This window comes from Methylocystis sp. (assembly GCF_051062815.1).
In the GTDB taxonomy this organism is placed as follows: domain Bacteria; phylum Pseudomonadota; class Alphaproteobacteria; order Rhizobiales; family Beijerinckiaceae; genus Methylocystis.
The window spans coordinates 19,453-38,479 of sequence record NZ_JBPFDU010000080.1; the positions used below are offsets into that span (position 1 = coordinate 19,453).

Consider the following 19,027-nt stretch of genomic DNA (forward strand, 5'->3'; position numbering starts at 1 on the left):
CATGTCACAGAGAAAACCGACGCTCGGCTTCGATACGGCGCAGCCGGCGGTCATTCCGCCGCCTCTCGACGCTGGCGACGACGCGGAGATGCGGCAGCTGCAATGGGCGGGGCTGAGCCTCGAACGGCAGCTCGCGCTCTGGGGCTTGACGCTTCTGGCGCTTGGCCTAGCGCTGTATTTCCTGAGCCCGGTGCTTGCGCCCTTTGTCGCCGGAACCGCGCTCGGCTATTTGCTCGACCCCGTGGCCGACCGGCTGCAGCGGCTGGGCCTGTCGAGATTGGGCGCCGCGGGTCTTCTGCTCGTCGTCTTTCTTCTGGTCGTCGGGACCGCGGCCGTTGTTCTGGTTCCGATTCTTTCGCATCAGCTTGCGGGCTTCATCACCTCGCTGCCGGGCTATTTGCAGACGCTGCATGGCCTCCTGACGCAATGGAGCGAGCGCGTCACCAGCGATTCTATCAATGGCTGGTTGCAGGAATTCGGGCTCGGCGGCGCCGCGGCGTCTTTCGATGCGCAAAAATATATAAACGACCTCACGAGCCAGGGCGCGACGTTGCTCGGCGATTTCGTGAAATCGCTGTTGTGGCGGGGCTATGCGCTGATCAACGTGATCTCGCTCATCGTGATCACGCCGGTCGTCGCCTTCTATATGCTGGTCGATTGGGATCACATGGTCGCCATCATCGACGATCTGATTCCGCCGCGCCATCGCGATGACGTGCGCTCGCTCGCCCGCGACATCGATCGCGCGCTCGCCGGCTTCGTGCGCGGGCAGTCGCTTGTCTGCCTGTTTCTTGGCGTCTGGTATGCTGGGGGGCTTTCGGCGATTGGGCTGAACTTCGGGTTCCTCATCGGCGTCATCGCGGGTTTTCTGAGCTTCATCCCCTACGTCGGCTCCGTCACCGCCTTCGTTCTATCGATCATCGTCGCGATCGTTCAGGGCTGGCCGCACGTCCATCTGCCGATCGAGGCGGTGGCGATCGTGACGACCGGATTGATCATGGACGGCTATGTGCTGTCGCCGCGGCTCGTCGGCGCCTCCGTTGGGCTGCATCCGGTCTGGATCATGTTCGCCTTGCTGGCCTTCGGCGCGCTTTTCGGATTTACCGGCCTTATCGTCGCCGTGCCTGTCGCGGCGGCGCTCGGCGCCTTCATGCGCTTTCTTGCAAAACGCTACCGTGGGAGCGCGCTCTATCAGCACCCGATCCCCGACCGCGCATGACAAAGGCCGGCGCGCCGGAGACATGCGAGCCGGGACGTCAGTTGCCGCTCGACCTGCCGACGACGCCGCGCTTCGGACGTGAAGAGTTTCTGCCCGCCGCATCGAACCGGGCGGCGCTCGAGATGATCGAACGCTGGCCGGATTGGCCGGATCGGGTTCTCGCGCTGATCGGGCCCGCCGGCGCGGGCAAATCCCACCTCTGCGCCATTTGGGCGGCGCGCGCCGGCGCGCTTGTCGTTGCGCCCGACGCCCTGCCGACCCTGGAAGGGCTGGTCGCGCAGGCGCCGCGAGCCATCGTCATCGACGACGTCGACCGCGTCGCTGACGAAACCACGCTGTTCCATCTGCTGAATTTCGTGAACGAAAACGGCGCCTTCCTGCTGATGAGCGCGGCCCGCCCGCCGCGGGCGGAAGACACGCGGCTTCCCGACCTGTTGTCGCGTTTGCGCCGCGCCCCGATCGTCGAAATCGGTGCGCCGGACGAGGCGTTGATGCGCGCGGTTCTGGTGAAGCTCTTCGCGGATCGGCAGCTCCTCGTCGAACCGCCGGCGCTGGCCTTCGCCGCGCTGAGGCTGGAGCGCTCGCTCGCCGCCGCACGCGCCTTTGTCGCCGCCCTCGACCGCGAGGCTTTGGCGCAGGGGCGGCCTGTCACACGGGCGCTCGCGGCCAAGGTTATTGAGAAGTTTACTTAAGGATTTTGGCCGAACGGTTTCGCCGCCGCACAGGCCTGTGGCATGATGGCCGGGACGGGAAGTGGAAATGAAGCCGCATATTCAGGATAAACTCGCCGCCCAGCGCACGGGCGCCGATATCGCCGTGATGGATTGCGCCGACGAGATTCTCGTGGAGGATCCCGCCAAGCTTGCGGCCTCTCCACAGCGCTTCATCAATCGGGAACTCTCCTGGCTGGAATTCAATCGCCGGGTTCTGGAGGAGGCCTCCAACCGCAATCACCCGTTGCTTGAGCAACTGCGTTTCCTGTCGATCTCGGCCAATAATCTCGACGAATTCTTCATGGTGCGCGTCGCCGGCCTTCGCGGGCAGGTGCGCTCCGGCGTGACGGCGCGCTCCGAGGACGGCCTGACGCCCGCCGAGCAACTGTCGAAGATCACCGAGCGCGTCACGCTGTTGACGAGCGAGCAATTGCGGCGCTGGCGCGAGCTTCGCGCCGAGATTGAAGACGTCGGCATTGTTATCGTCGAGCCCGCGGACGTCTCCAAGGCCGACCGCGAGTGGCTTGAGGAATATTTCCTCAGCCGCGTGTTTCCGGTGCTGACGCCGCTCGCGGTCGATCCGGCGCATCCGTTTCCTTTCATCCCCAATCTCGGCTTCACATTGGCGCTCGAACTGGTGCGCCCCGGCGATCGCAAGACGCTAAAGGCGCTGATTCGCCTGCCGCCGAAGATCGAGCGCTTCGTGCGCTTGCCGGCGATGGCGGGCGTCGCCGGCCGTGAACGCTTCATGCTGCTCGAAACGCTGATCGCGATGAACGCGCAGCGGCTGTTTCCCGGCTATTTGCTGCGGGCGCAGGGGTTGTTCCGGGTCATCCGCGACAGCGATCTCGAAGTCGAGGAAGAAGCCGAAGATCTCGTGCTTCTTTTTGAGACCGCGTTGAAGCGGCGCCGGCGCGGTTCGGTGATCCGGCTCGAAGTGGCGGCGGACATGCCGGCGACCTTGCGCGCGCTCGTGGCCGAGGAGCTCGACGTCAACGAGCCGGAAACTTTCGAGATCGACGGCATGTTGGCGCTCAACGATCTTTCCGAACTCGTCGCGCTCGATCGGCCGGAACTGAAATTCAAGCCCTATAACCCGCGCTTTCCGGAACGGGTGCGCGACAATGGCGGCGACTGTTTCCTCGCGATCAAGCAGAAGGATCTCGCGGTCCATCACCCGTACGAATCTTTCGATGTCGTCGTGCAGTTCCTGCAACAGGCGGCGCGCGATCCCAATGTCATCGCCATCAAGCAGACGCTCTATCGCACCTCCAACAACAGTCCGATCGTGCGCGCGCTTGTGGAGGCGGCGGAGGCGGGCAAATCCGTCACCGCGCTCGTCGAACTGAAGGCGCGCTTCGACGAGGAAGCGAATATTCGCTGGGCGCGCGATCTCGAACGCGCCGGCGCGCAAGTCGTCTTCGGCTTCATCGAGCTCAAGACGCACGCCAAATTGTCGCTCGTCGTGCGCCGGGAAGGCGGCGGCCTCGTCACCTACTGCCATGTCGGCACCGGCAATTATCACCCTGTGACGGCGCGCATCTACACGGATATTTCGGTATTCACCGCCGATCCGGTGATCGGACGGGACATCTCGCGCATCTTCAATTACATCACCGGCTATGCCGAGCCGGCCGGGCTTGAGCGCATGTCGGTGTCGCCGATTTCGCTCAAGAAGAAGCTTCTCGAGCATATTGACCAGGAAATCGCCTTCGTGAAGGCCGGCAAGCCTGGCGTTATCTGGGGCAAATGCAACGCGCTTGTTGATCCCGAAATCATCGACGCGCTTTATGTGGCGTCGCAAGCGGGCGTCTCGATCGAACTCATCGTGCGCGGCATCTGCTGTCTGCGGCCCGGCGTTCCCGGACTGTCCGATAACATTCGCGTGAAGTCGATCGTCGGCCGCTTTCTCGAACACGCGCGTGTTTACGCCTTCGGCGGCGGCTATGTGCTGCCGCATCCGCGCGCGCACGTTTACATTTCTTCCGCCGACCTGATGCAGCGCAATCTCGATCGAAGGGTCGAGGTGATGATGCCGATCGTCAATCCGACGGTGCATCAGCAGGTGCTCGATCAGATCATGCTCGCCAATCTCATCGACAATGAGCAGAGCTATCGTGTCTTGCCGGACGGCTCGTCGCTGCGCATTGTTCCGCCCGAAGGCGAGGAGCGTTTCAACGCGCACAAATATTTCATGACCAATCCCTCGCTTTCGGGGCGCGGCAAGTCGCTCAAGGATTGGCGGCCGCGCTCGCTCTTAAAGCGCGGCCAAAATGCTTGAGGCGGCGGCGCGCGGCGCGACGCAGCGCTCCGACTCCGCGCCGAAACCCGTCGCGATCGTCGACATCGGTTCGAATTCGGTGCGACTCGTCGCCTATCAGGCGCTCGCGCGCGCGCTGACCCCGATCTTCAACGAAAAGGCGATGTGCGGTCTCGGCAAGGGCGTCGTCACGACAGGCCGACTTCCTGATGACGGCGTCGACAAGGCGATGAAGGCGCTGCGCCGCTATCGGACGCTTTGCGAAACGATGGGGGTCGACGACATCGAGGTGATCGCCACCGCAGCGGTGCGCGGCGCCAAGAATGGCGACGTTTTTCTGGACGCGGCGCGCGACGCCATTCAGCGCGACATTTCGCTGCTTTCGGGCCGCCGCGAGGCGGAGCTTTCCGCGCTTGGCGTCATTTCGGCGATCCATGAGCCGGACGGCGTCGTGGGCGATCTCGGCGGCGGCTCGCTCGAATTGATCGACGTCCACAAGGAAGCGCTCGGCAAGGGGATCACCCTGCCGCTCGGCGGACTCGCCTTGATGGACGCGTCGCGGCGCTCCATGCGCGAGGCGACGCGCATCGCCCGCAAGGCGATCGCCGACGCGAAGCCGCTCGATCATCTCAAGGGCCGAACCTTTTACGCGGTCGGCGGCACCTGGCGATCGCTCGCCAAACTCCACATGCGTCAGCGCAACTATGCGCTCGGCGTCATGCATCATTACCGCATCCAGACGAGCGAGGCCGCCGACTTCGCTGAGCTTGTCGAACATATCGACAGCGAGGCGCTCGAAGACATCGACTTCGTTTCGGCGGCGCGCCGGCCTCTGCTCGCCTATGGCGCGATCGTGCTTGACGAGATCATCCGCCGCGCCAAGCCTCGCGAAATCGTCATTTCAGCCGCGGGCGTGCGCGAAGGCATGTTGTATGAGCGCCTGTCGTCGGCCGAGCGTCGCGTCGACCCCTTGCTCGCGGCGACGCGCGAATTGGAAGTGACTTTCGCGCGCGCGCCGGGCTATGGCGACGATCTCATCGATTGGACGGACGCCTATATGGAAAAGAGCGGCATAGACGAAACCGATGAGGAGCGCCGGCTGCGCCACGCCGCCTGTCTGCTCTCCGACATCGCCTGGCGCGCCCATCCCGAATATCGTGCGCAGCGCGCCATGAACATCGTCACGCAGGGGCCGTTCGTCGCCATTGATCATCCGGGCCGCGCCTTCCTGTCGCTTGCGATCGTCTTCCGTCACGAAGGGCTCGACGGGGCGGAAGGCCTTGCGGATCTGCGCACCCTGTTGACGACGCGTCTTTTCGCGCGCGCGCGCATTCTCGGGGCGCTCATGCGGGTCGCCTATTTGTTGTCAGCGTCGATGCCCGGCGTGCTGCCGCGCACGCGCTTGCGGGTCTGCGATCGCGCGGCGACGCTCACTTTGCCTGCCGCTTACGCCGATCTTGCGAGCGAGCGCGTGCTCAATCGTCTGAAGGCGCTCGGCAAGCTCATGGGCGCCGATGCGCAGATCGAGGTGGCGCCCTGAACACAAAAGCGGTTCACTCTCCAAACGAACTTATTTGAAAGGAATTCGATATGGACAGGCAATTCGCAAAAGGGCTTCTGGCGGCCGCCGTGGCGGTTGCATCGATGTGCGGGAGCGCCGAGGCCTGCACGCGCGTGCTCTATGGGACCAGCGACAAGGACTATCTTGTGGGCCGGACGATGGACTGGGACGTCGATCCGCGAACAAACTTGTGGTCCTTCCCGCGCGGCATGGCGCGCGACGGCGGCGTCGGTCCGGGGTCGATCAAATGGACCTCAAAACATGGTTCGCTCATCGCCGACTTTTACAACGCGGCCACGGCTGAAGGCATGAACGACGCAGGGCTCGCGGTGAATCTTCTCTATCTCGCCGAGGCGGATTACGGAGACGCGAAAGCCTCCAAGAAGCCGCTGCTGTCCGTCGGCGGCTGGGCGCAATATGTTCTCGACAACTACGCGAACGTCGCTGATGCGGTGAAGGCGCTGCAAAAGGAGCCCTTTGCGATCGTCGCGCCCGATCTTCCCGGCGGCGTCAAAGCGGCGAGCCATATGGCGCTGGCCGATCAGTCTGGCGACAGCGCGATACTCGAATATCTCGGCGGCAAGCTCGTCATTCATCATAACCCTAAATACACGGTGATGACCAATTCCCCGCCTTTCGATCAGCAGCTCGCCCTTAACACCTATTGGGTCGAGATCGGCGGGTCGAATTTCCTTCCTGGCACGCATCGCGCGTCCGATCGCTTCGCCCGCGCCAGCTGGAACTTGAACGCGACGCCGAAAGTCGACGACAAGCGCGTGGCGATCGCCAGCGTCTTTTCGATCATTCGAAACGTCTCGGTGCCGCTTGGGATATCCACACCGCAGGAGCCGAACATCGCCTCGACGCGGTGGCGTTCGGTCACCGACATCAAGGATCGGCTCTATTATTTCGAGCCGACGCTGAACCCTTCGATTTTCTGGGTCGAGCTGACGAAATTGAAGCTCGAACCGGGCGCCAAGCCCGCGAAGCTCGACCTTGCGGGCAGCCCGATTCTGGCGGGCGAAGTTTCGGACAAATTCGTTCCCGCCGAGCCGTTCAAATTCCTGTCGCACTGACGCGCGGGCGTTCCGGTCCTTTCGAGCAATGCGGCGCGTCACAGGACGCGCCGCTTTCTGATGCTACTCCGCTGGAGCGTGCGCGACTCGATTGATCTTGTCCACGCGCATGGTCTCTGCGCCAGCGGCGCAATTGAAGCGCAGGGATGTGCCGACGGCAGAGTCGAAAAACGCCGCTTTTCCGTCCGTGACTGTGACGACGAGACGCGTCGCCTGGGTCGCCGGCGTCGGATCCTCGTCCAGCGCGGAATCGATGACCATCATGGTGAGACGGCAGCCGTTCGCGCCGCCGACGAAATAGCTCACGACATGTTTTGAGCCGGCGTCAAAGCTCGCCGCCATAAGCGGCTTCATCGTCAGGGAAGCATCAGCTGCGGACAGGCCCGAGCTTGCTGCAAGACACAGCGCTCCGCCGAACGCCGCCGCGACAATTCGATTTCCTGTAGTCATATCTTATCCTTCCGTTTCGGAGCAGGGCCGGCGTAACGCACGACCGTCGCAGCGAACTGCGCCCCGCTCGGGACGGAAGGTAGTTACTGCATTGCAACACGACAATATTGCAGCGCAATAAATTATCGTAATATCGCATTATCTATAAGATATTCAACGGTATTTTATGGCGCACAAATATTCGTCAGCCGCTTGCGCGTGCGCAAAAATGGCGCAGTATCATTGCTGCGCTGCAGCGCAACGGTAGGCGCTTACTCGGCGTTCGCGGGCTCGTCCGCCGCCTGCCAGTCAAAGGTGACGACCCGGCCGTTTTCCACCGAGAGCGCCAGGCGGCCCCGCTTCAATTCCAGAGCCTTCTCGCCGAAGATCGCGCGGCGCCATCCCTTCAGCGCCTGAACGTCGGCATGATCGTCATGCGCGACGGATTCGAGATCTTCGACCGTCGCGATCATCTTGGCGGCGACGCCCGTCTCCTCCGACACCTGACGCAGCAAAACCTTGAGCAACTCGACCGTCGCGCCGTTTGAGTTGCGTCGGTCGCGTTCGATGCGCGGCACTGTGGCGGGATCGCGCGCGAGGCCGCGCTCCACAGCGGCGATGATGTCGGTTCCCGCGCGGGAGCGCTCCATACCTTTTGGAAAGGACCGCAAATTGCCGAGCGCTTCGACAGAGCGCGGCGCGGCTTGAGCAATCTCGATGAGCAAGTCGTCCTTCAGGACGCGCGAACGCGGCACGTCGCGCGCTTGCGCTTCGAACTCGCGCCAGGCGGCCAGTTCCATCAGAACCGCGAGATCGCGCGGCTTGCGCGCGCGATGGCGCAGCCGTTCCCAAGCGTTTTCGGGATGCTGCTCATAGGTCGCGGGCGAGGTGAGCGTCTGCATCTCGTCCACGAGCCATTCGAGGCGGTTGGAACGTTCAAGCCGCGCCCGCAGGGCCATGTAAATGTCGCGCAGATGCGTGACGTCGGCGATGGCGTATTCGATCTGGGCGTTTGACAGCGGTCGGCGCGACCAGTCGGTGAATCGCGACGATTTGTCGAGACTGGCGCGCGTGATCGCCTTCACCAGTTCGAGATAGGACGCTTGTTCGCCGAATCCGCAGACCATGGCCGCGACCTGCGTATCAAAGATCGGCGCGGGTATGAGTCGGGCGAGGCGCCAGATGATCTCGAGATCCTGGCGCGCGGCGTGGAACACCTTGACGACGTCGGGATTGGCCATGAGGCCAAAAAACGGCGAAAGATCAAGATCATCGGCAAGGGCGTCGATCGCCACAGCCTCTTCCGGCGACGCCAGCTGGATCACGCAGACCTGCGGCCAGAACGTGGTTTCGCGCAAAAATTCGGTGTCGACCGTGACAAAGGGATGCCGAGCGAAACGGTCGCAGACCGCAGTCAGTTCGGGATTGGTGGTAAGAAGACTCATTGAACTGGTTCTAAACGTTTTTGGTCTCGGTCTGAAGTCCTAACGAGCGACTTAGGACGTCTCAGCGGCTCTCGGCCCGCTCCGAGGCTGGCCGCAGCTAAAAAATACACGGTTTTGCCGAGAATTCGCCGACGATCGCACGCCACGTCCGCGCTGGGCTGAACGAAAAGCTGCAACATGGCGGCGATGCAGTTTCGCAGGGTATGCGCGTGGACCGCTCAAGTCGTTGTAGAAAGACAGCTGCGGCCTCGAAATTCCATCATTTCCAAGTTGCGGGCGAGGCCCGATGGGGTAGCATGCCGCCGCCACTCTGTTCGGGGAGCCACCCAATTCATGCATGAGCGTCTCACTCTCACAGCGCGGGCGGCCGCGCGGGCGCTGTGTTCGACGGCTGTCATCGCCGCTTCACTTCTCGTCGTCAGCGTGCCCGCCATGGCTGCGCATAAGGACGGCGTCAACCCCGCGTGGAGTCAGTGCCGCGCGCCTGACCCCGACGCGCGCATCGCGGGCTGCACGCAAGTCATTCAGGAGATCGACAAGGAGACCCCGCACAACAAGGTGGCGGCCTATGTCAATCGCGCCGGCGCTTATCAGGCGAAGGGCGACTACGCGCACGCGCTCGAGGATTTCGGCAAGGCGCTGGAGTTTGAACCGAAATCATCGGTGATTCTGGCCGCGCGCGGCGCCGCGCATCATGCCAAGGGCGATCTCGACGCCGCGCTCGCCGACTATAATCAGGCGATCGCCGCCGACAAAAAGAACGCCGCCGCGCTTCTGTCGCGCGCGTACATTTGGCGCGCCAAAGGCGATGTCGAGAAGGCTCTCGTCGATCTCGAGGAAGCGGCGAAAGCCGACCCAAAATCAACGGCGCCGGACGTCGCGGCGGGCGCTCTCTATCACGGGAAAGGCGATCATGACCGCGCCATCGCCGCATTTTCCGAGGCGGCGAAGCGCGATCCCAAACTCGCCGCGGCGCGCAATGGACGCGGCGCCTGCCACTACGCCAAGGGCGAATTCGATAAGGCGATCGCCGACTTCGACGCGGCGCTGAAAATCGACGCCGGCTACGTCGGCGCGCTTGTCAACCGCGCCAACGCCTGGCGGGCCAAGAAGGACTTCGCCCGCGCCAAGGCCGATTATGACGCGGCGCTGGCCGCCAAGCCTGATCTCGCCGCGGCGAAGAAGGGATCGGAAGACATGGCCAGGCTCATCGCCAAGAAGGGCTCAGGCGCGGCGACGCCGGCCGATTCCGCTCCGCCCGAAGCCGAACACGACCACAATTGAAGCCCCGGGCGGCGGAAGGCGCGTTAAAGCGCCTTGGCCGCCGCCAAAACCTCCTCGGCGTGGCCCGGAACCTTAACCTTCCGCCAAATCTTGGCGATGCGGCCGTCGGGACCGATGAGCACCGTCGTGCGCTCGACGCCCATATATTTGCGGCCATACATGCTTTTCTCGACCCAGACGCCATAGGCGCCGAGCGTGTCCTTTCCCTCATCTGACGCGAGGGGCAGCGACAATTCATATTTGGCGCGAAATTTGTCGTGGTTCTTGATCGGGTCCGGCGACATGCCGACGACCACGGCCTTGGCCTTCGCGAAACTCTCGCGTAAGGCGTTGAATTCGATTGCTTCCTTCGTGCAGCCCGACGTGTCGTCCTTTGGGTAGAAGTAGAGCACGACTTTTTTGCCCTTCAGTGCGGCGAGCGAGATCTTTTCGCCGCCGGCCCCTGGGAGATCGAAGGCCGGCGCCAAGCTTCCTTCCTTTAAGCCTCCTTCCTTTAAGCCTCCCTCCTTCTTCCCCTCCTTGAACGTAGCTTCGGCCTTGCCGGCGGTCGTGCTCATGGCGCCTTCCTTTCGTCGCATCTGCAGCTAAAATCAGTCTGTAGAATGCAGACTGCGCGCCAGCCGGCAAGACCGGCGTCATTGCCCGCGTCCGCGCTGCGATCGAGCCGAGAGCGAGGCCAATTGACCGACAGGACGGGGCGCAAGCCTAGCGGCGCCGGAGTCGTCGTCGATAGGGGGCGGCGCGCGATGCAGCGGGCCTGTCGCGCAGCGTTGCGGCCGCCGTTTTTTTGGGCGCCGCGCGGCGGACTTCCCCGCCTGCTCATGCTCAGCGGACTCGCCGCAACGCTGCTGTGCGTGCTGACGTTCGGCGGCTTCTTCCTGCTGCTTTCGCAGGGCTCCATCACCTTTGCTTGGCTCGCGCCGCGCATCGTCGAATCGCTCGACGAACTCTCGGGCGGCCGATACGAATTTTCGCTGGGCGCCGCTGCGATCGGCAATGGCGATCACGGCCCGACGCTGTCCGTCGACAATTTCATTGTCAAGAAAGACGGTCGTCCCATCGTCGCGGCGCCGCGCGCCGAGCTGTCGCTCGACCTTCGCTCCTTGTTGATCGGCCGCATAAAGCTACGCCGGCTCGAGGTTCTCGATCTGGACTTGCGACTTTCCGTCGATCCCGGCGGCGCCGTCGTGATTTCAGCCGGCGCTCAACCCGTTCCTGCGGCGGCGTCAGCGATTGCGCCCGGCGCGCCGGCGAACGGCGCCGGGTCGGAGCGCGTGACTCTGCTGCGCGACGCGGCGGGGGCTTTGCGCGGGCTCATGGACTTCGCCACGAGTCCGAACAGTCCAATCGCCGCGCTCGATCGTCTCGGCGTGGCGCACGGCCGGCTCACCATCGACGACCGCACGATCGATCGCGCCATCCGCTATGAAGACGTGACGCTCAGCCTCGACAAGGGCGGCGCCGGCATGCGCTTCTCCGCGGCGGCCAATGGCCCCTCGGGGCGTTGGACGGCCGTCGCCGTCGCAAAGGGCGCGCCGGGAGGACGGCGCGATTTCAACGCGCAGTTTCGTAATTTTTCGATCGACGAGATTTCGCTTGCCGGCGGCTTCCGCACGACCCGCTTCGATACCGACGCGCCGCTCTCCTTCGACCTGAGATTCGCGCTCGGTCCGGGCGACGAGGTTCTCGAAGCGTCGGGTCAAATGGAGATCGGCCGGGGCTATTTCCGCTTCGACGAGCCGGATCACGAGCCGGTGATGATCGAAAAGATCGCCGGCGTCGCGGTTTGGGACAGGGCCGCGCGCAAGCTCGCAATCGCGCCGCTTGTGTTCAAGGCTGGGGGGTTCGACATGACCGTCGTCGGCGACGCGCGCCCGCCTGAGGGGGCCAGAACCATTGCCGATGCGGCGCGCCTGGATGGGCCGTGGACGATCGCGTTGCGCCTGAAAGCGCCAACCGTGGTCGCGCCTGAGCGCGCGGGAGAGAAAAATGTCCGCATTGACGCCGGATTGCTCAACGCGCGCCTGTTTCGCGACGAACGCCAGATCGTCTTCGACAAATTCGCCTTTGACGGTCCCGATACGCACATCGACCTCAACGGCGCAGTGAGTTGGCGCGACGACATCCGCGTCATACTGAAGATGGGCATCGAGGAGACGCAGATACGCGCGCTCGCGCGCTTGTGGCCCACGCATGTCGCGCCGTCCGTGCGCGCCTGGTTCGTCGATCATGTGCCGGTCGGCGTCTTGAAGCGCGCCCAATATGCCGCCGACTTCGACGGCGCGGCGCTGAACGCGATGCGCTACGAGCAGGCGCCGCCGGACCGCTCGCTGTTCGCCGAGGGCGACATCGTCGATGCGACAGTCTCCGATATCCTGCCGGGCATGGCGCCGCTTGCCGGCATCAACGGGCGACTGCGGATCACCGGACAGACGGCGTCTTTCGACGCGACCTCAGGCGCCATGGAGACCGGGCCGGGTCGACGCCTCGCGCTGTCGTCCGGCCGCTTCCTGGTCGCCGACAGCGCGCTGCGCCCGACGCCCGCGATGGTCGAGGTCACTGTTGGCGGCGACGTCGAGGCCGTGTCCGACCTGCTTTCCTTGCCGGCGATCGCCGACTACGCGTCTGTCCCCGTCGAAGCTGGCGCGCTGAAAGGAACCGTCGAAGGTCGGCTGCGCGTCGATTTCGAGACAGGGGCGACCGCGCGCGACGCGGCGACGACTTTCGCCATCGATGCGACGACGTCGAACCTCGTGATCGATAAGCTGATCGGCCGGGAGAAGCTCGAGAGCGGCGCGCTGCATATCGTCGCTGACCGGGCCGGACTGCGCGTGAACGGAACCGGCCGACTCTTTGGCGCGCCGGCGACTCTCGACGTGCGCCGCGGTTTCGGCGATAAGGGTCCCGCACAGGCGCAGGTCGCATTTACCTTTGACGATGCGGCGCGCCAGCGCGCCGGCTACGCCATCGCCGGCGTCAGCGGCCCGATTCTGGCGACGATACGCACGCCGATCCCGGTTGAGAACGTCGATACGCAGATCGAACTCGATCTCACCCGGACGAATTTCGACAATCCGCTCCCGGGCCTGGTGAAGCCGGCGGGAAAGCCGGCAAAGTCTTCGTTCACGCTGACGCGCCACGGCGAGGCGATGTCGCTCGAACAATTTGTGTTCGACGCGGGACCGACGCAAGCGCAGGGCGTCATCGAATTCGGTAGAGATGGCGCATTCCGCGCGGCCCGTCTCTCGCAGGCGCGGCTCTCGCCCGGAGACGACATGCGCGCCGACGTGCAGCGTAGCGGCGAGCTGGTGAAGATCGTCGCGCGCGGCGCGAATTTCGACGCCCGTCCGATCATGCAGGGATTGCTGCGCGCCGAACGCGGCAAGGGCAGCGTCGACGACCTCGATCTCGACTTCAAGTCGCCGATCGTCACCGGCTACGGCAAGCAAATTCTCACAAACGTGGAACTGAAATTGGATCGTCGCGGCGGCAAGCCCCGCGGGGTGGCGCTTAAAGGCTTTTTCGGCCGCGAGCAGCTTACAGTCGGCATGGGGCGCGGTCAGGATAACCAGTCGCAACTTGAAATTTCGACAAATGACGGCGGCTCGCTGCTCTCCTTCTTTGACATCTATCGGAAGATGGACAGCGGCGCCCTGACCGCGACCGTGCAGCTTAGTCAAAACCGCGCCGATGGCGCTTTGCGCATTCGCGACTTCTTCGTGCGCGGCGAACCGACCGTGCGCCAGCTGATGGCGCAAAGCGGAACGGCGCGCGCGGACGATCGCGGCAATTACCGCTTCGACCCCGACCTCGTTCGCGTCGGCAGATTGGAGAGCGACTTCAGCTGGTCGGGCGGACAGCTTACCGTGCGCGAGGGCGTGCTGTCGGGTCCCGAGATCGGCCTCACCTTCGACGGCTACATTGATTTCCCGCGCGAGCGGCTGGACCTCGTGGGCTCATATGTTCCCGCCTATGCGTTGAACAACCTGTTGTCGAATATTCCGGTGGTCGGCGTCGTGCTCGCCGGCGGACAGCATGAAGGCGTCTTTGCGCTGAGCTATCGCCTCTATGGCGCGCTCCCATCGCCTTCAATCAGCGTCAATCCGCTTTCGGCGATCGCGCCCGGGTTGATGCGCAAGATCATGGGCGTCATCGACGGCACGACGCGCATGCCCCAGCAGCGGTAGTCTTCGAGCTTACGCGCGCTCAAGCAGCACGTGCTTCTTCTTGCCGAGCGAGAGTTTGACGACGCCGTCGCTCGCAAACTCCGCTTCGCCGATGACGGTGCGTTCGTCCGTCACCGGCGCATCATTGACGCGCAGCCCGCCGCCCTTGATCTGGCGTCGCGCTTCGCCTGTCGACGCGACGAGACCGGCTTTGACGAAGGCCGTCAGCACGCCGAGGCCGGCGGCGACTTCCTCAGCCGAAACGGCGACCTTGGGGAGCGACAGCGCGAGCGCGCCCTCTTCGAATGTCGTGCGCGCGGTCGCCGCGGCCTCATCCGCCGCCGCGCGACCGTGAATGAGCGCCGTCGCCTCCGTCGCGAGAGTTTTCTTGGCTTCGTTGATGTCGGCGCCTTGCAGCGCCGAGAGGCGCGCGATCTCTTCCATCGGCAGGAAGGTGAAGAGTTTTAGGAAGCGGGCGACGTCGGCGTCTTCCGTATTGCGCCAATACTGCCAATAGTCATAGGGCGACAGCATATCGGCGTTGAGCCAGATGGCGCCGGCGGCGGTCTTGCCCATCTTGGCGCCTGACGACGTCGTCAGCAGCGGCGAGGTGAGCGCGTAGAGTTGCGGGCAGCCCATGCGGCGTCCGAGATCGAGGCCCGTGACGATATTGCCCCATTGGTCCGAGCCGCCCATCTGCAGCAGCGCGCCGTAACGCCTGTTGATCTCGACGAAATCATACGCCTGCAGGCACATGTAGTTGAACTCGATGAAGGAGAGTTCATGCTCGCGTTCGAGCCGCAGCTTCACCGAATCCATGGTCAGCATGCGGTTGACGGAGAAGTGGCGGCCGACGTCGCGCAGGAAGTCGATGTAGTTTAGACCCGCCAGCCAATCGGCGTTGTCGAGCATCAGCGCGTCGCTCGCGCCCTCGCCAAACGTGAGGAAGCGTTCGAAGACGGTCCGGATCGACGCCTTGTTCGCGTCGATCTGTTCGACGGTCAAAAGCTTGCGGCTCTCGTCCTTGCCGGAAGGATCGCCGACGCGAGTCGTGCCGCCGCCCATCAGCGGCAAAGGCTTGCCGCCGGAGCGCTGCAGCCAGGCGAGCATCATGATCGGCAGCAGCGATCCGACGTGAAGCGAGGGCGCCGTGCAGTCGAAGCCGATATAGGCGGCGAGCGTCCCGGAGCGCGCCTTCTCGTCCAGGCCCTCGAAATCGGAGCATTGATGAACGAAGCCGCGCTCGATCAGCGCGCGCAGGAAATCGGATTTTGGGGTGAAATCGTTCGGGGAAGTCATGAGGCTGGGTGATAGGCGCTGCGCGCGGGCGGCGCAAGGCGGGGGAGGGGGCTCGCCATTAGGAAAAAGGGGAATTGGTGTCATTCCGTAATTCTGCGGACAAGAAAATCGAACACGCGCTGCGATTGGTCTGGCAGGAAGTGATAACCCTCCTCGATGAAACAGACTTCGGCATGCGGCACATGCCACTCGAGCCGAAGGCGTGTGTCATAAGAATCGATAAGCGCGTCACGTCCGCCCACTATGGCGAGGAGCGGCATCGCGAGCGCCTCCAGCGCTGCATTGCTAAGCTGCGGAATCTTGATTGCGCGTGGTTTGATCGCACGGCCGATACTCTCCATGAGGGGGGAGATCGCCTCAAGATCGGCCGGTAAATGCTTCGGCGCCGGCCCGAACACCTTTTCAAGAATCTTGCGCTTTCCCCAGGCCCCCAACAGCAAATAGGGTGCGACAGCGACGAGAAAGTTCTTCTGTTTTCCAATCCCCGCGGGGCAAATCAGCGCGAGCGCGGAAGCTCGTGACGGCCGCCGCATGGCATAGTCGAGCGCTAGCCAGCCGCCGAGTGATGCGCCGACCAGCGCTGCATCGGCAAGGCCAAGTCCGGTGACGACATCGTCGAGCCATGTCGCGTAGGCGTCGCCGATGAGCGGCGGCCTCACCCGGGCGCTGAGTCCCGCCTCGCCGATCATATCGACCGCATAAAGCCGGAAGCGACTTGACCAGAGCGCGATATCTGGCAGCCATGCTGCGCTGTTCGCCTGGGCGCCATGGAGCAGCACCACCGGAGGCGCTGTCTCGGGACCGCAGACAAGCACGAATGTCGCGCCTTGAGACGTCGGCAGTTCAATCTCTTGCCTCGGCACAGGCCAGTGGTCGATGACCGCGCGGTACTCCCGCATGACTTCCGCCGCACCGGCATCGCTGCGAAAGACGGGGTCACTCATCGCGACAGTCCCAGCTGCAGCTCGATAAGTTCGAGCAGTCTTGCGGCGTCGGTCGGAGCGGCGATGAGCACGATCTTTAGATCGCCGCTGGTCGGATCGAAGGCTGTGTTGAAGTGCAGCGGTCTGGTCTCAGCGTCGCCTCCCAGCGCCGCGGCGCCGAGGAAGGTCGCCAAGCGCTCGGCCGTTTCGCTAGCCAGGGCCGGAACCTCGACAATGACGGTCGCGCGGACATCGCGAGGAGGCCGTGTGCGCCCACTCGCAATCCCGGCGAAAGCGTCCAGCTTGGCGCGGTCGATACGATAAGCCTTGCCGATCCGCGTGGCTTGGAGGCGACCTTCGCGGATGTGCCGGAGGACGGTTTTGGGATGCAGTTCCAGCTCTTCGGCGGCCTGTTCAACCGTCATAAGCATATTCGACATGAAGGGTGACTCCCAAATATTCTCTATCGGTTCTATAATAGGGACTAATAGGGAGCAATAGGTGTTATGGACAACTCTCTAAGTTCTGCGATTGAGAACGCGGGCGAGGCGATGAAAGCCCAGCTTCGCCGCGACCTACGCGCCGCTATGAAGCGGGGCGACAAAGATGAGGCGACAGTGCTCCGGGAGCTAGTTGCCGCGCTTGACAACGCCGAAGCTGCGCCGCTCCGAGAGGAGCGTCCATCGGTCGACCGTCATGCCTTCAGCGACGGATCGGCTGAAGGCGAGCGCCGGGTGCTCACTCAAAAAGATGTGCATGCGCTGATACTGGGCGAGATGAATGCGCGTGTGGAGGCAGCCGCCGAATTCGCACGATTGGGTGCAGAAGCGCGCTCCACCGCGCTCGATGCCGAGACAAGGATTCTACGCCGCTATTTCCAACAATGACGTCGAAAGTTTTCGATTTACGGTGACATGATATCAATTGCGGAAAATTTCCTCTGCCGCGAAGCGGGGGGGAGGGTTGGGGAGGGGGCTCCAGAGTTTCATTCTTATGCCGGAGCGATCCCTGCCCCCTTCCGGCGCTTCGCGCCGCCTTCCCCCGCTAAAGCGGGAGAAGGGTGAGCGCGCCGCCGTGCCTACTGAAAAGAATCCAAGAATTCATAGAGACCGTCCCCGTGGCGGGCTGCTTTCTTGCCCCACTGCGGGGCTTTTGGTAGAAGCCGCAGGCTTTCGCGCTCGCGCCGGCGCGCCGTCGAACGCAGGACAATCATGCTTTTCTACGAGCCGCTGTTCCTGTTTCTGTTCGGCCCGGCGGTTTACCTCATCTATCTGTTCTTTGGAGAAGTCCGCGCGCGGCGGGCTGTCATCCTTCTTGCGGCAAGCGTGGCCTTTTACGCCTGGAGTGAGCCGGTCTTCATCTTCCTTGTCTTCGCGTCGGTCGGGCTCGACCTTTACGTCGCGCAGAAGATCGCCGCGTTGTCAGAGCAAAAACCACGCAAGCTCTGGCTCGCGCTTGGCGTCGTCGCCAATCTCGCGATCCTCGTCTATTATAAATATACGGGGTTTCTGGCGCTCAATTTCGACGCGCTGCTCAAGGCGTTGACGCTGCCGGGGATCAACATCCCGCAGATCGCGTTGCCGATCGGCGTCAGCTTCATCGTCTTTGAAAAGATCACTTATCTCGTCGACGTCTATCGCGGCGTCACGGCGCCGGCGCGCCGACCGCTGCTTTACGGGCTTTACGTCTTTTTCTTTCCCAAGCTCCTCGCCGGCCCGATCATCAAATATCACGACATCGCGCGCCAGTTCGAGGCGATGCCGCACGCCGACGTCGACGACTTTATCGTGGGCTTTTCCCGCTTCATGCTCGGCGTCGTGAAGAAGCTGCTCTTCGCCGATACGCTTGCCAGCGGCGCGGATCTGATCTTCGCGCATGACGTTAGCTCCCTTGGCTTCGCGGAGGCCTGGGCGGGCGTGCTGTTCTTCACCTTCCAGATCTATTTCGATTTCTCGGGCTACTCCGACATGGCGATTGGGCTCGCGCGCATGTTCGGCTTCCGGCTTCTGGAAAATTTCAACATGCCCTATGTCGCGACAAGCATCACCGATTTCTGGCGGCGCTGGCATATTTCTCTCACCAGCTGGATTCGCGAATATTTATATTTCCCGCTCGGCGGCAATCGGCGCGGCGAAGCGCGCACCTATCTCAATCTGTGGATCTGCTTCTTCGCTTCGGGAATTTGGCACGGCGCGGCTTGGACCTATATCGCCTGGGGCGCCTATAACGGCGTGTTCCTCGTGCTCGATCGGCTCTTTCTCGTCAATCGCCTGCAGCGGTTGCCGGACTGGCTCGCTAACGTCATCGCGATGATCATCGTGATCGTCGGCTGGACATTCTTTCGCGCAACCTCTCTGTCGCAGGCCGGCGCGCTGCTGGCGTTGATGGCGACTCCATGGGCGCACGCCAGCGCGCCGCTCGCCATTCCTCCCGAATATGTGGTTGTGGCGCTGATCGCCGCGGCAATCTGCGTCGCGCAGCGCCTGTCGCTTTCTGTCAAGGACTTCAATTGGGGACGCGCGGCGCAGCGCTACGCATTGGCGTCGAACAGCGCGCTGTCCATGCTCTTTCTTGCGGCGTTGGCGAAGGGACTTGCCGATCCCTTCAAGCCGTTCATCTACTTCCGGTTTTAAATCGGATGAGCGATTTTAG

At 63.3% G+C, this 19,027-nt stretch carries 15 protein-coding genes; 9 read left to right on the plus strand and 6 right to left on the minus strand.

The window, feature by feature from the left end; genetic code table 11:
• Window position 1: 1 nt before the first annotated feature.
• The 5 genes from ACR65W_RS16910 (at window position 2) to ACR65W_RS16930 (ending at window position 6,829) form a co-directional block, all read left to right on the plus strand.
• Complete coding sequence (locus tag ACR65W_RS16910; RefSeq protein WP_434497892.1) at window positions 2-1,219, plus strand: AI-2E family transporter; 1,218 nt, start codon at window positions 2-4, stop codon at window positions 1,217-1,219.
• Window positions 1,216-1,911, plus strand: a complete 696-nt coding sequence (locus ACR65W_RS16915) for a hypothetical protein (RefSeq protein ID WP_434497893.1) — start codon at window positions 1,216-1,218, stop codon at window positions 1,909-1,911. Before ACR65W_RS16910 ends, ACR65W_RS16915 begins: the two co-directional genes overlap by 4 nt.
• Before the next feature lie 67 nt (window positions 1,912-1,978).
• A complete protein-coding gene (locus ACR65W_RS16920) occupies window positions 1,979-4,213 on the plus strand; it encodes an RNA degradosome polyphosphate kinase (RefSeq protein ID WP_434497894.1) in 2,235 nt (744 codons plus the stop codon).
• Window positions 4,206-5,732, plus strand: coding sequence for an exopolyphosphatase (gene ppx, locus ACR65W_RS16925; RefSeq protein ID WP_434497895.1), 1,527 nt, complete (start codon window positions 4,206-4,208; stop codon window positions 5,730-5,732). Before ACR65W_RS16920 ends, ppx begins: the two co-directional genes overlap by 8 nt.
• A 50-nt stretch (window positions 5,733-5,782) precedes the next feature.
• Entirely contained in the window at window positions 5,783-6,829 is a 1,047-nt protein-coding gene (locus ACR65W_RS16930; RefSeq protein WP_434497136.1) for a linear amide C-N hydrolase, read from the plus strand.
• 63 nt (window positions 6,830-6,892) lie between these two features.
• Here the strand turns inward: ACR65W_RS16930 and ACR65W_RS16935 are convergent, their stop codons facing one another.
• Window positions 6,893-7,279 carry a hypothetical protein gene (locus ACR65W_RS16935; protein WP_434497896.1) on the minus strand — a complete coding sequence of 129 codons (387 nt, stop codon included), beginning with the start codon at window positions 7,277-7,279 and terminating at the stop codon, window positions 6,893-6,895.
• Window positions 7,280-7,530: 251 nt separating this feature from the next.
• A complete protein-coding gene (gene rnd, locus ACR65W_RS16940; protein WP_434497897.1) occupies window positions 7,531-8,703 on the minus strand; it encodes a ribonuclease D in 1,173 nt (390 codons plus the stop codon).
• 333 nt (window positions 8,704-9,036) lie between these two features.
• Between rnd and ACR65W_RS16945 the strand changes: the two genes are divergently transcribed.
• Window positions 9,037-9,987 (plus strand): tetratricopeptide repeat protein, encoded by a 951-nt coding sequence (locus tag ACR65W_RS16945; RefSeq protein WP_434497898.1) that lies wholly within the window; start codon window positions 9,037-9,039, stop codon window positions 9,985-9,987.
• A 23-nt stretch (window positions 9,988-10,010) separates the two neighbouring features.
• Here ACR65W_RS16945 and ACR65W_RS16950 read toward each other — a convergent pair whose 3' ends face one another.
• The gene (locus ACR65W_RS16950; RefSeq protein ID WP_434497899.1) at window positions 10,011-10,544 is read right to left on the minus strand and encodes a peroxiredoxin; all 534 of its coding nucleotides are present in this window, start codon (window positions 10,542-10,544) and stop codon (window positions 10,011-10,013) included.
• 123 nt (window positions 10,545-10,667) lie between these two features.
• Here ACR65W_RS16950 and ACR65W_RS16955 point away from each other — a divergent pair, with 123 nt between their 5' ends.
• Window positions 10,668-14,174 carry an AsmA-like C-terminal region-containing protein gene (locus tag ACR65W_RS16955; RefSeq protein ID WP_434497900.1) on the plus strand — a complete coding sequence of 1,169 codons (3,507 nt, stop codon included), beginning with the start codon at window positions 10,668-10,670 and terminating at the stop codon, window positions 14,172-14,174.
• Between the two features lie 9 nt (window positions 14,175-14,183).
• Here ACR65W_RS16955 and tyrS read toward each other — a convergent pair whose 3' ends face one another.
• The 3 genes from tyrS to ACR65W_RS16970 all read right to left on the minus strand — a co-directional run bounded on the left by tyrS (window position 14,184) and on the right by ACR65W_RS16970 (window position 16,815).
• Window positions 14,184-15,452, minus strand: a complete 1,269-nt coding sequence (gene tyrS / locus ACR65W_RS16960; RefSeq protein WP_434497901.1) for a tyrosine--tRNA ligase — start codon at window positions 15,450-15,452, stop codon at window positions 14,184-14,186.
• Between the two features lie 80 nt (window positions 15,453-15,532).
• Complete coding sequence (locus ACR65W_RS16965) at window positions 15,533-16,396, minus strand: alpha/beta fold hydrolase (protein WP_434497902.1); 864 nt, start codon at window positions 16,394-16,396, stop codon at window positions 15,533-15,535.
• Complete coding sequence (locus ACR65W_RS16970) at window positions 16,393-16,815, minus strand: helix-turn-helix domain-containing protein (RefSeq protein WP_434497903.1); 423 nt, start codon at window positions 16,813-16,815, stop codon at window positions 16,393-16,395. The genes ACR65W_RS16965 and ACR65W_RS16970 overlap by 4 nt, the downstream gene beginning before the upstream one ends.
• A gap of 66 nt (window positions 16,816-16,881) precedes the next feature.
• Here ACR65W_RS16970 and ACR65W_RS16975 point away from each other — a divergent pair, with 66 nt between their 5' ends.
• Together ACR65W_RS16975 and ACR65W_RS16980 are read left to right on the plus strand one after the other, a co-directional pair.
• The gene (locus ACR65W_RS16975; RefSeq protein ID WP_434497904.1) at window positions 16,882-17,262 is read left to right on the plus strand and encodes a hypothetical protein; all 381 of its coding nucleotides are present in this window, start codon (window positions 16,882-16,884) and stop codon (window positions 17,260-17,262) included.
• Window positions 17,263-17,586: 324 nt separating this feature from the next.
• Window positions 17,587-19,008, plus strand: a complete 1,422-nt coding sequence (locus tag ACR65W_RS16980; protein WP_434497905.1) for an MBOAT family O-acyltransferase — start codon at window positions 17,587-17,589, stop codon at window positions 19,006-19,008.
• Window positions 19,009-19,027: the final 19 nt, after the last annotated feature.

What these genes read in the sequence shown, in the direction of transcription:
- rnd (WP_434497897.1), bottom strand. Translation starts at nt 8,703, where the DNA reads ATGAGTCTTCTTACCACCAATCCCGAACTGACTGCGGTCTGCGACCGT.
- ACR65W_RS16930 (WP_434497136.1), top strand. Translation starts at nt 5,783, where the DNA reads ATGGACAGGCAATTCGCAAAAGGGCTTCTGGCGGCCGCCGTGGCGGTT.
- ACR65W_RS16965 (WP_434497902.1), bottom strand. Translation starts at nt 16,396, where the DNA reads ATGAGTGACCCCGTCTTTCGCAGCGATGCCGGTGCGGCGGAAGTCATG.
- tyrS (WP_434497901.1), bottom strand. Translation starts at nt 15,452, where the DNA reads ATGACTTCCCCGAACGATTTCACCCCAAAATCCGATTTCCTGCGCGCG.
- ACR65W_RS16935 (WP_434497896.1), bottom strand. Translation starts at nt 7,279, where the DNA reads ATGACTACAGGAAATCGAATTGTCGCGGCGGCGTTCGGCGGAGCGCTG.
- ACR65W_RS16910 (WP_434497892.1), top strand. Translation starts at nt 2, where the DNA reads ATGTCACAGAGAAAACCGACGCTCGGCTTCGATACGGCGCAGCCGGCG.
- ACR65W_RS16980 (WP_434497905.1), top strand. Translation starts at nt 17,587, where the DNA reads ATGCTTTTCTACGAGCCGCTGTTCCTGTTTCTGTTCGGCCCGGCGGTT.
- ACR65W_RS16970 (WP_434497903.1), bottom strand. Translation starts at nt 16,815, where the DNA reads ATGTCGAATATGCTTATGACGGTTGAACAGGCCGCCGAAGAGCTGGAA.
- ppx (WP_434497895.1), top strand. Translation starts at nt 4,206, where the DNA reads ATGCTTGAGGCGGCGGCGCGCGGCGCGACGCAGCGCTCCGACTCCGCG.
- ACR65W_RS16950 (WP_434497899.1), bottom strand. Translation starts at nt 10,544, where the DNA reads ATGAGCACGACCGCCGGCAAGGCCGAAGCTACGTTCAAGGAGGGGAAG.
- ACR65W_RS16975 (WP_434497904.1), top strand. Translation starts at nt 16,882, where the DNA reads ATGGACAACTCTCTAAGTTCTGCGATTGAGAACGCGGGCGAGGCGATG.
- ACR65W_RS16915 (WP_434497893.1), top strand. Translation starts at nt 1,216, where the DNA reads ATGACAAAGGCCGGCGCGCCGGAGACATGCGAGCCGGGACGTCAGTTG.
- ACR65W_RS16945 (WP_434497898.1), top strand. Translation starts at nt 9,037, where the DNA reads ATGCATGAGCGTCTCACTCTCACAGCGCGGGCGGCCGCGCGGGCGCTG.
- ACR65W_RS16920 (WP_434497894.1), top strand. Translation starts at nt 1,979, where the DNA reads ATGAAGCCGCATATTCAGGATAAACTCGCCGCCCAGCGCACGGGCGCC.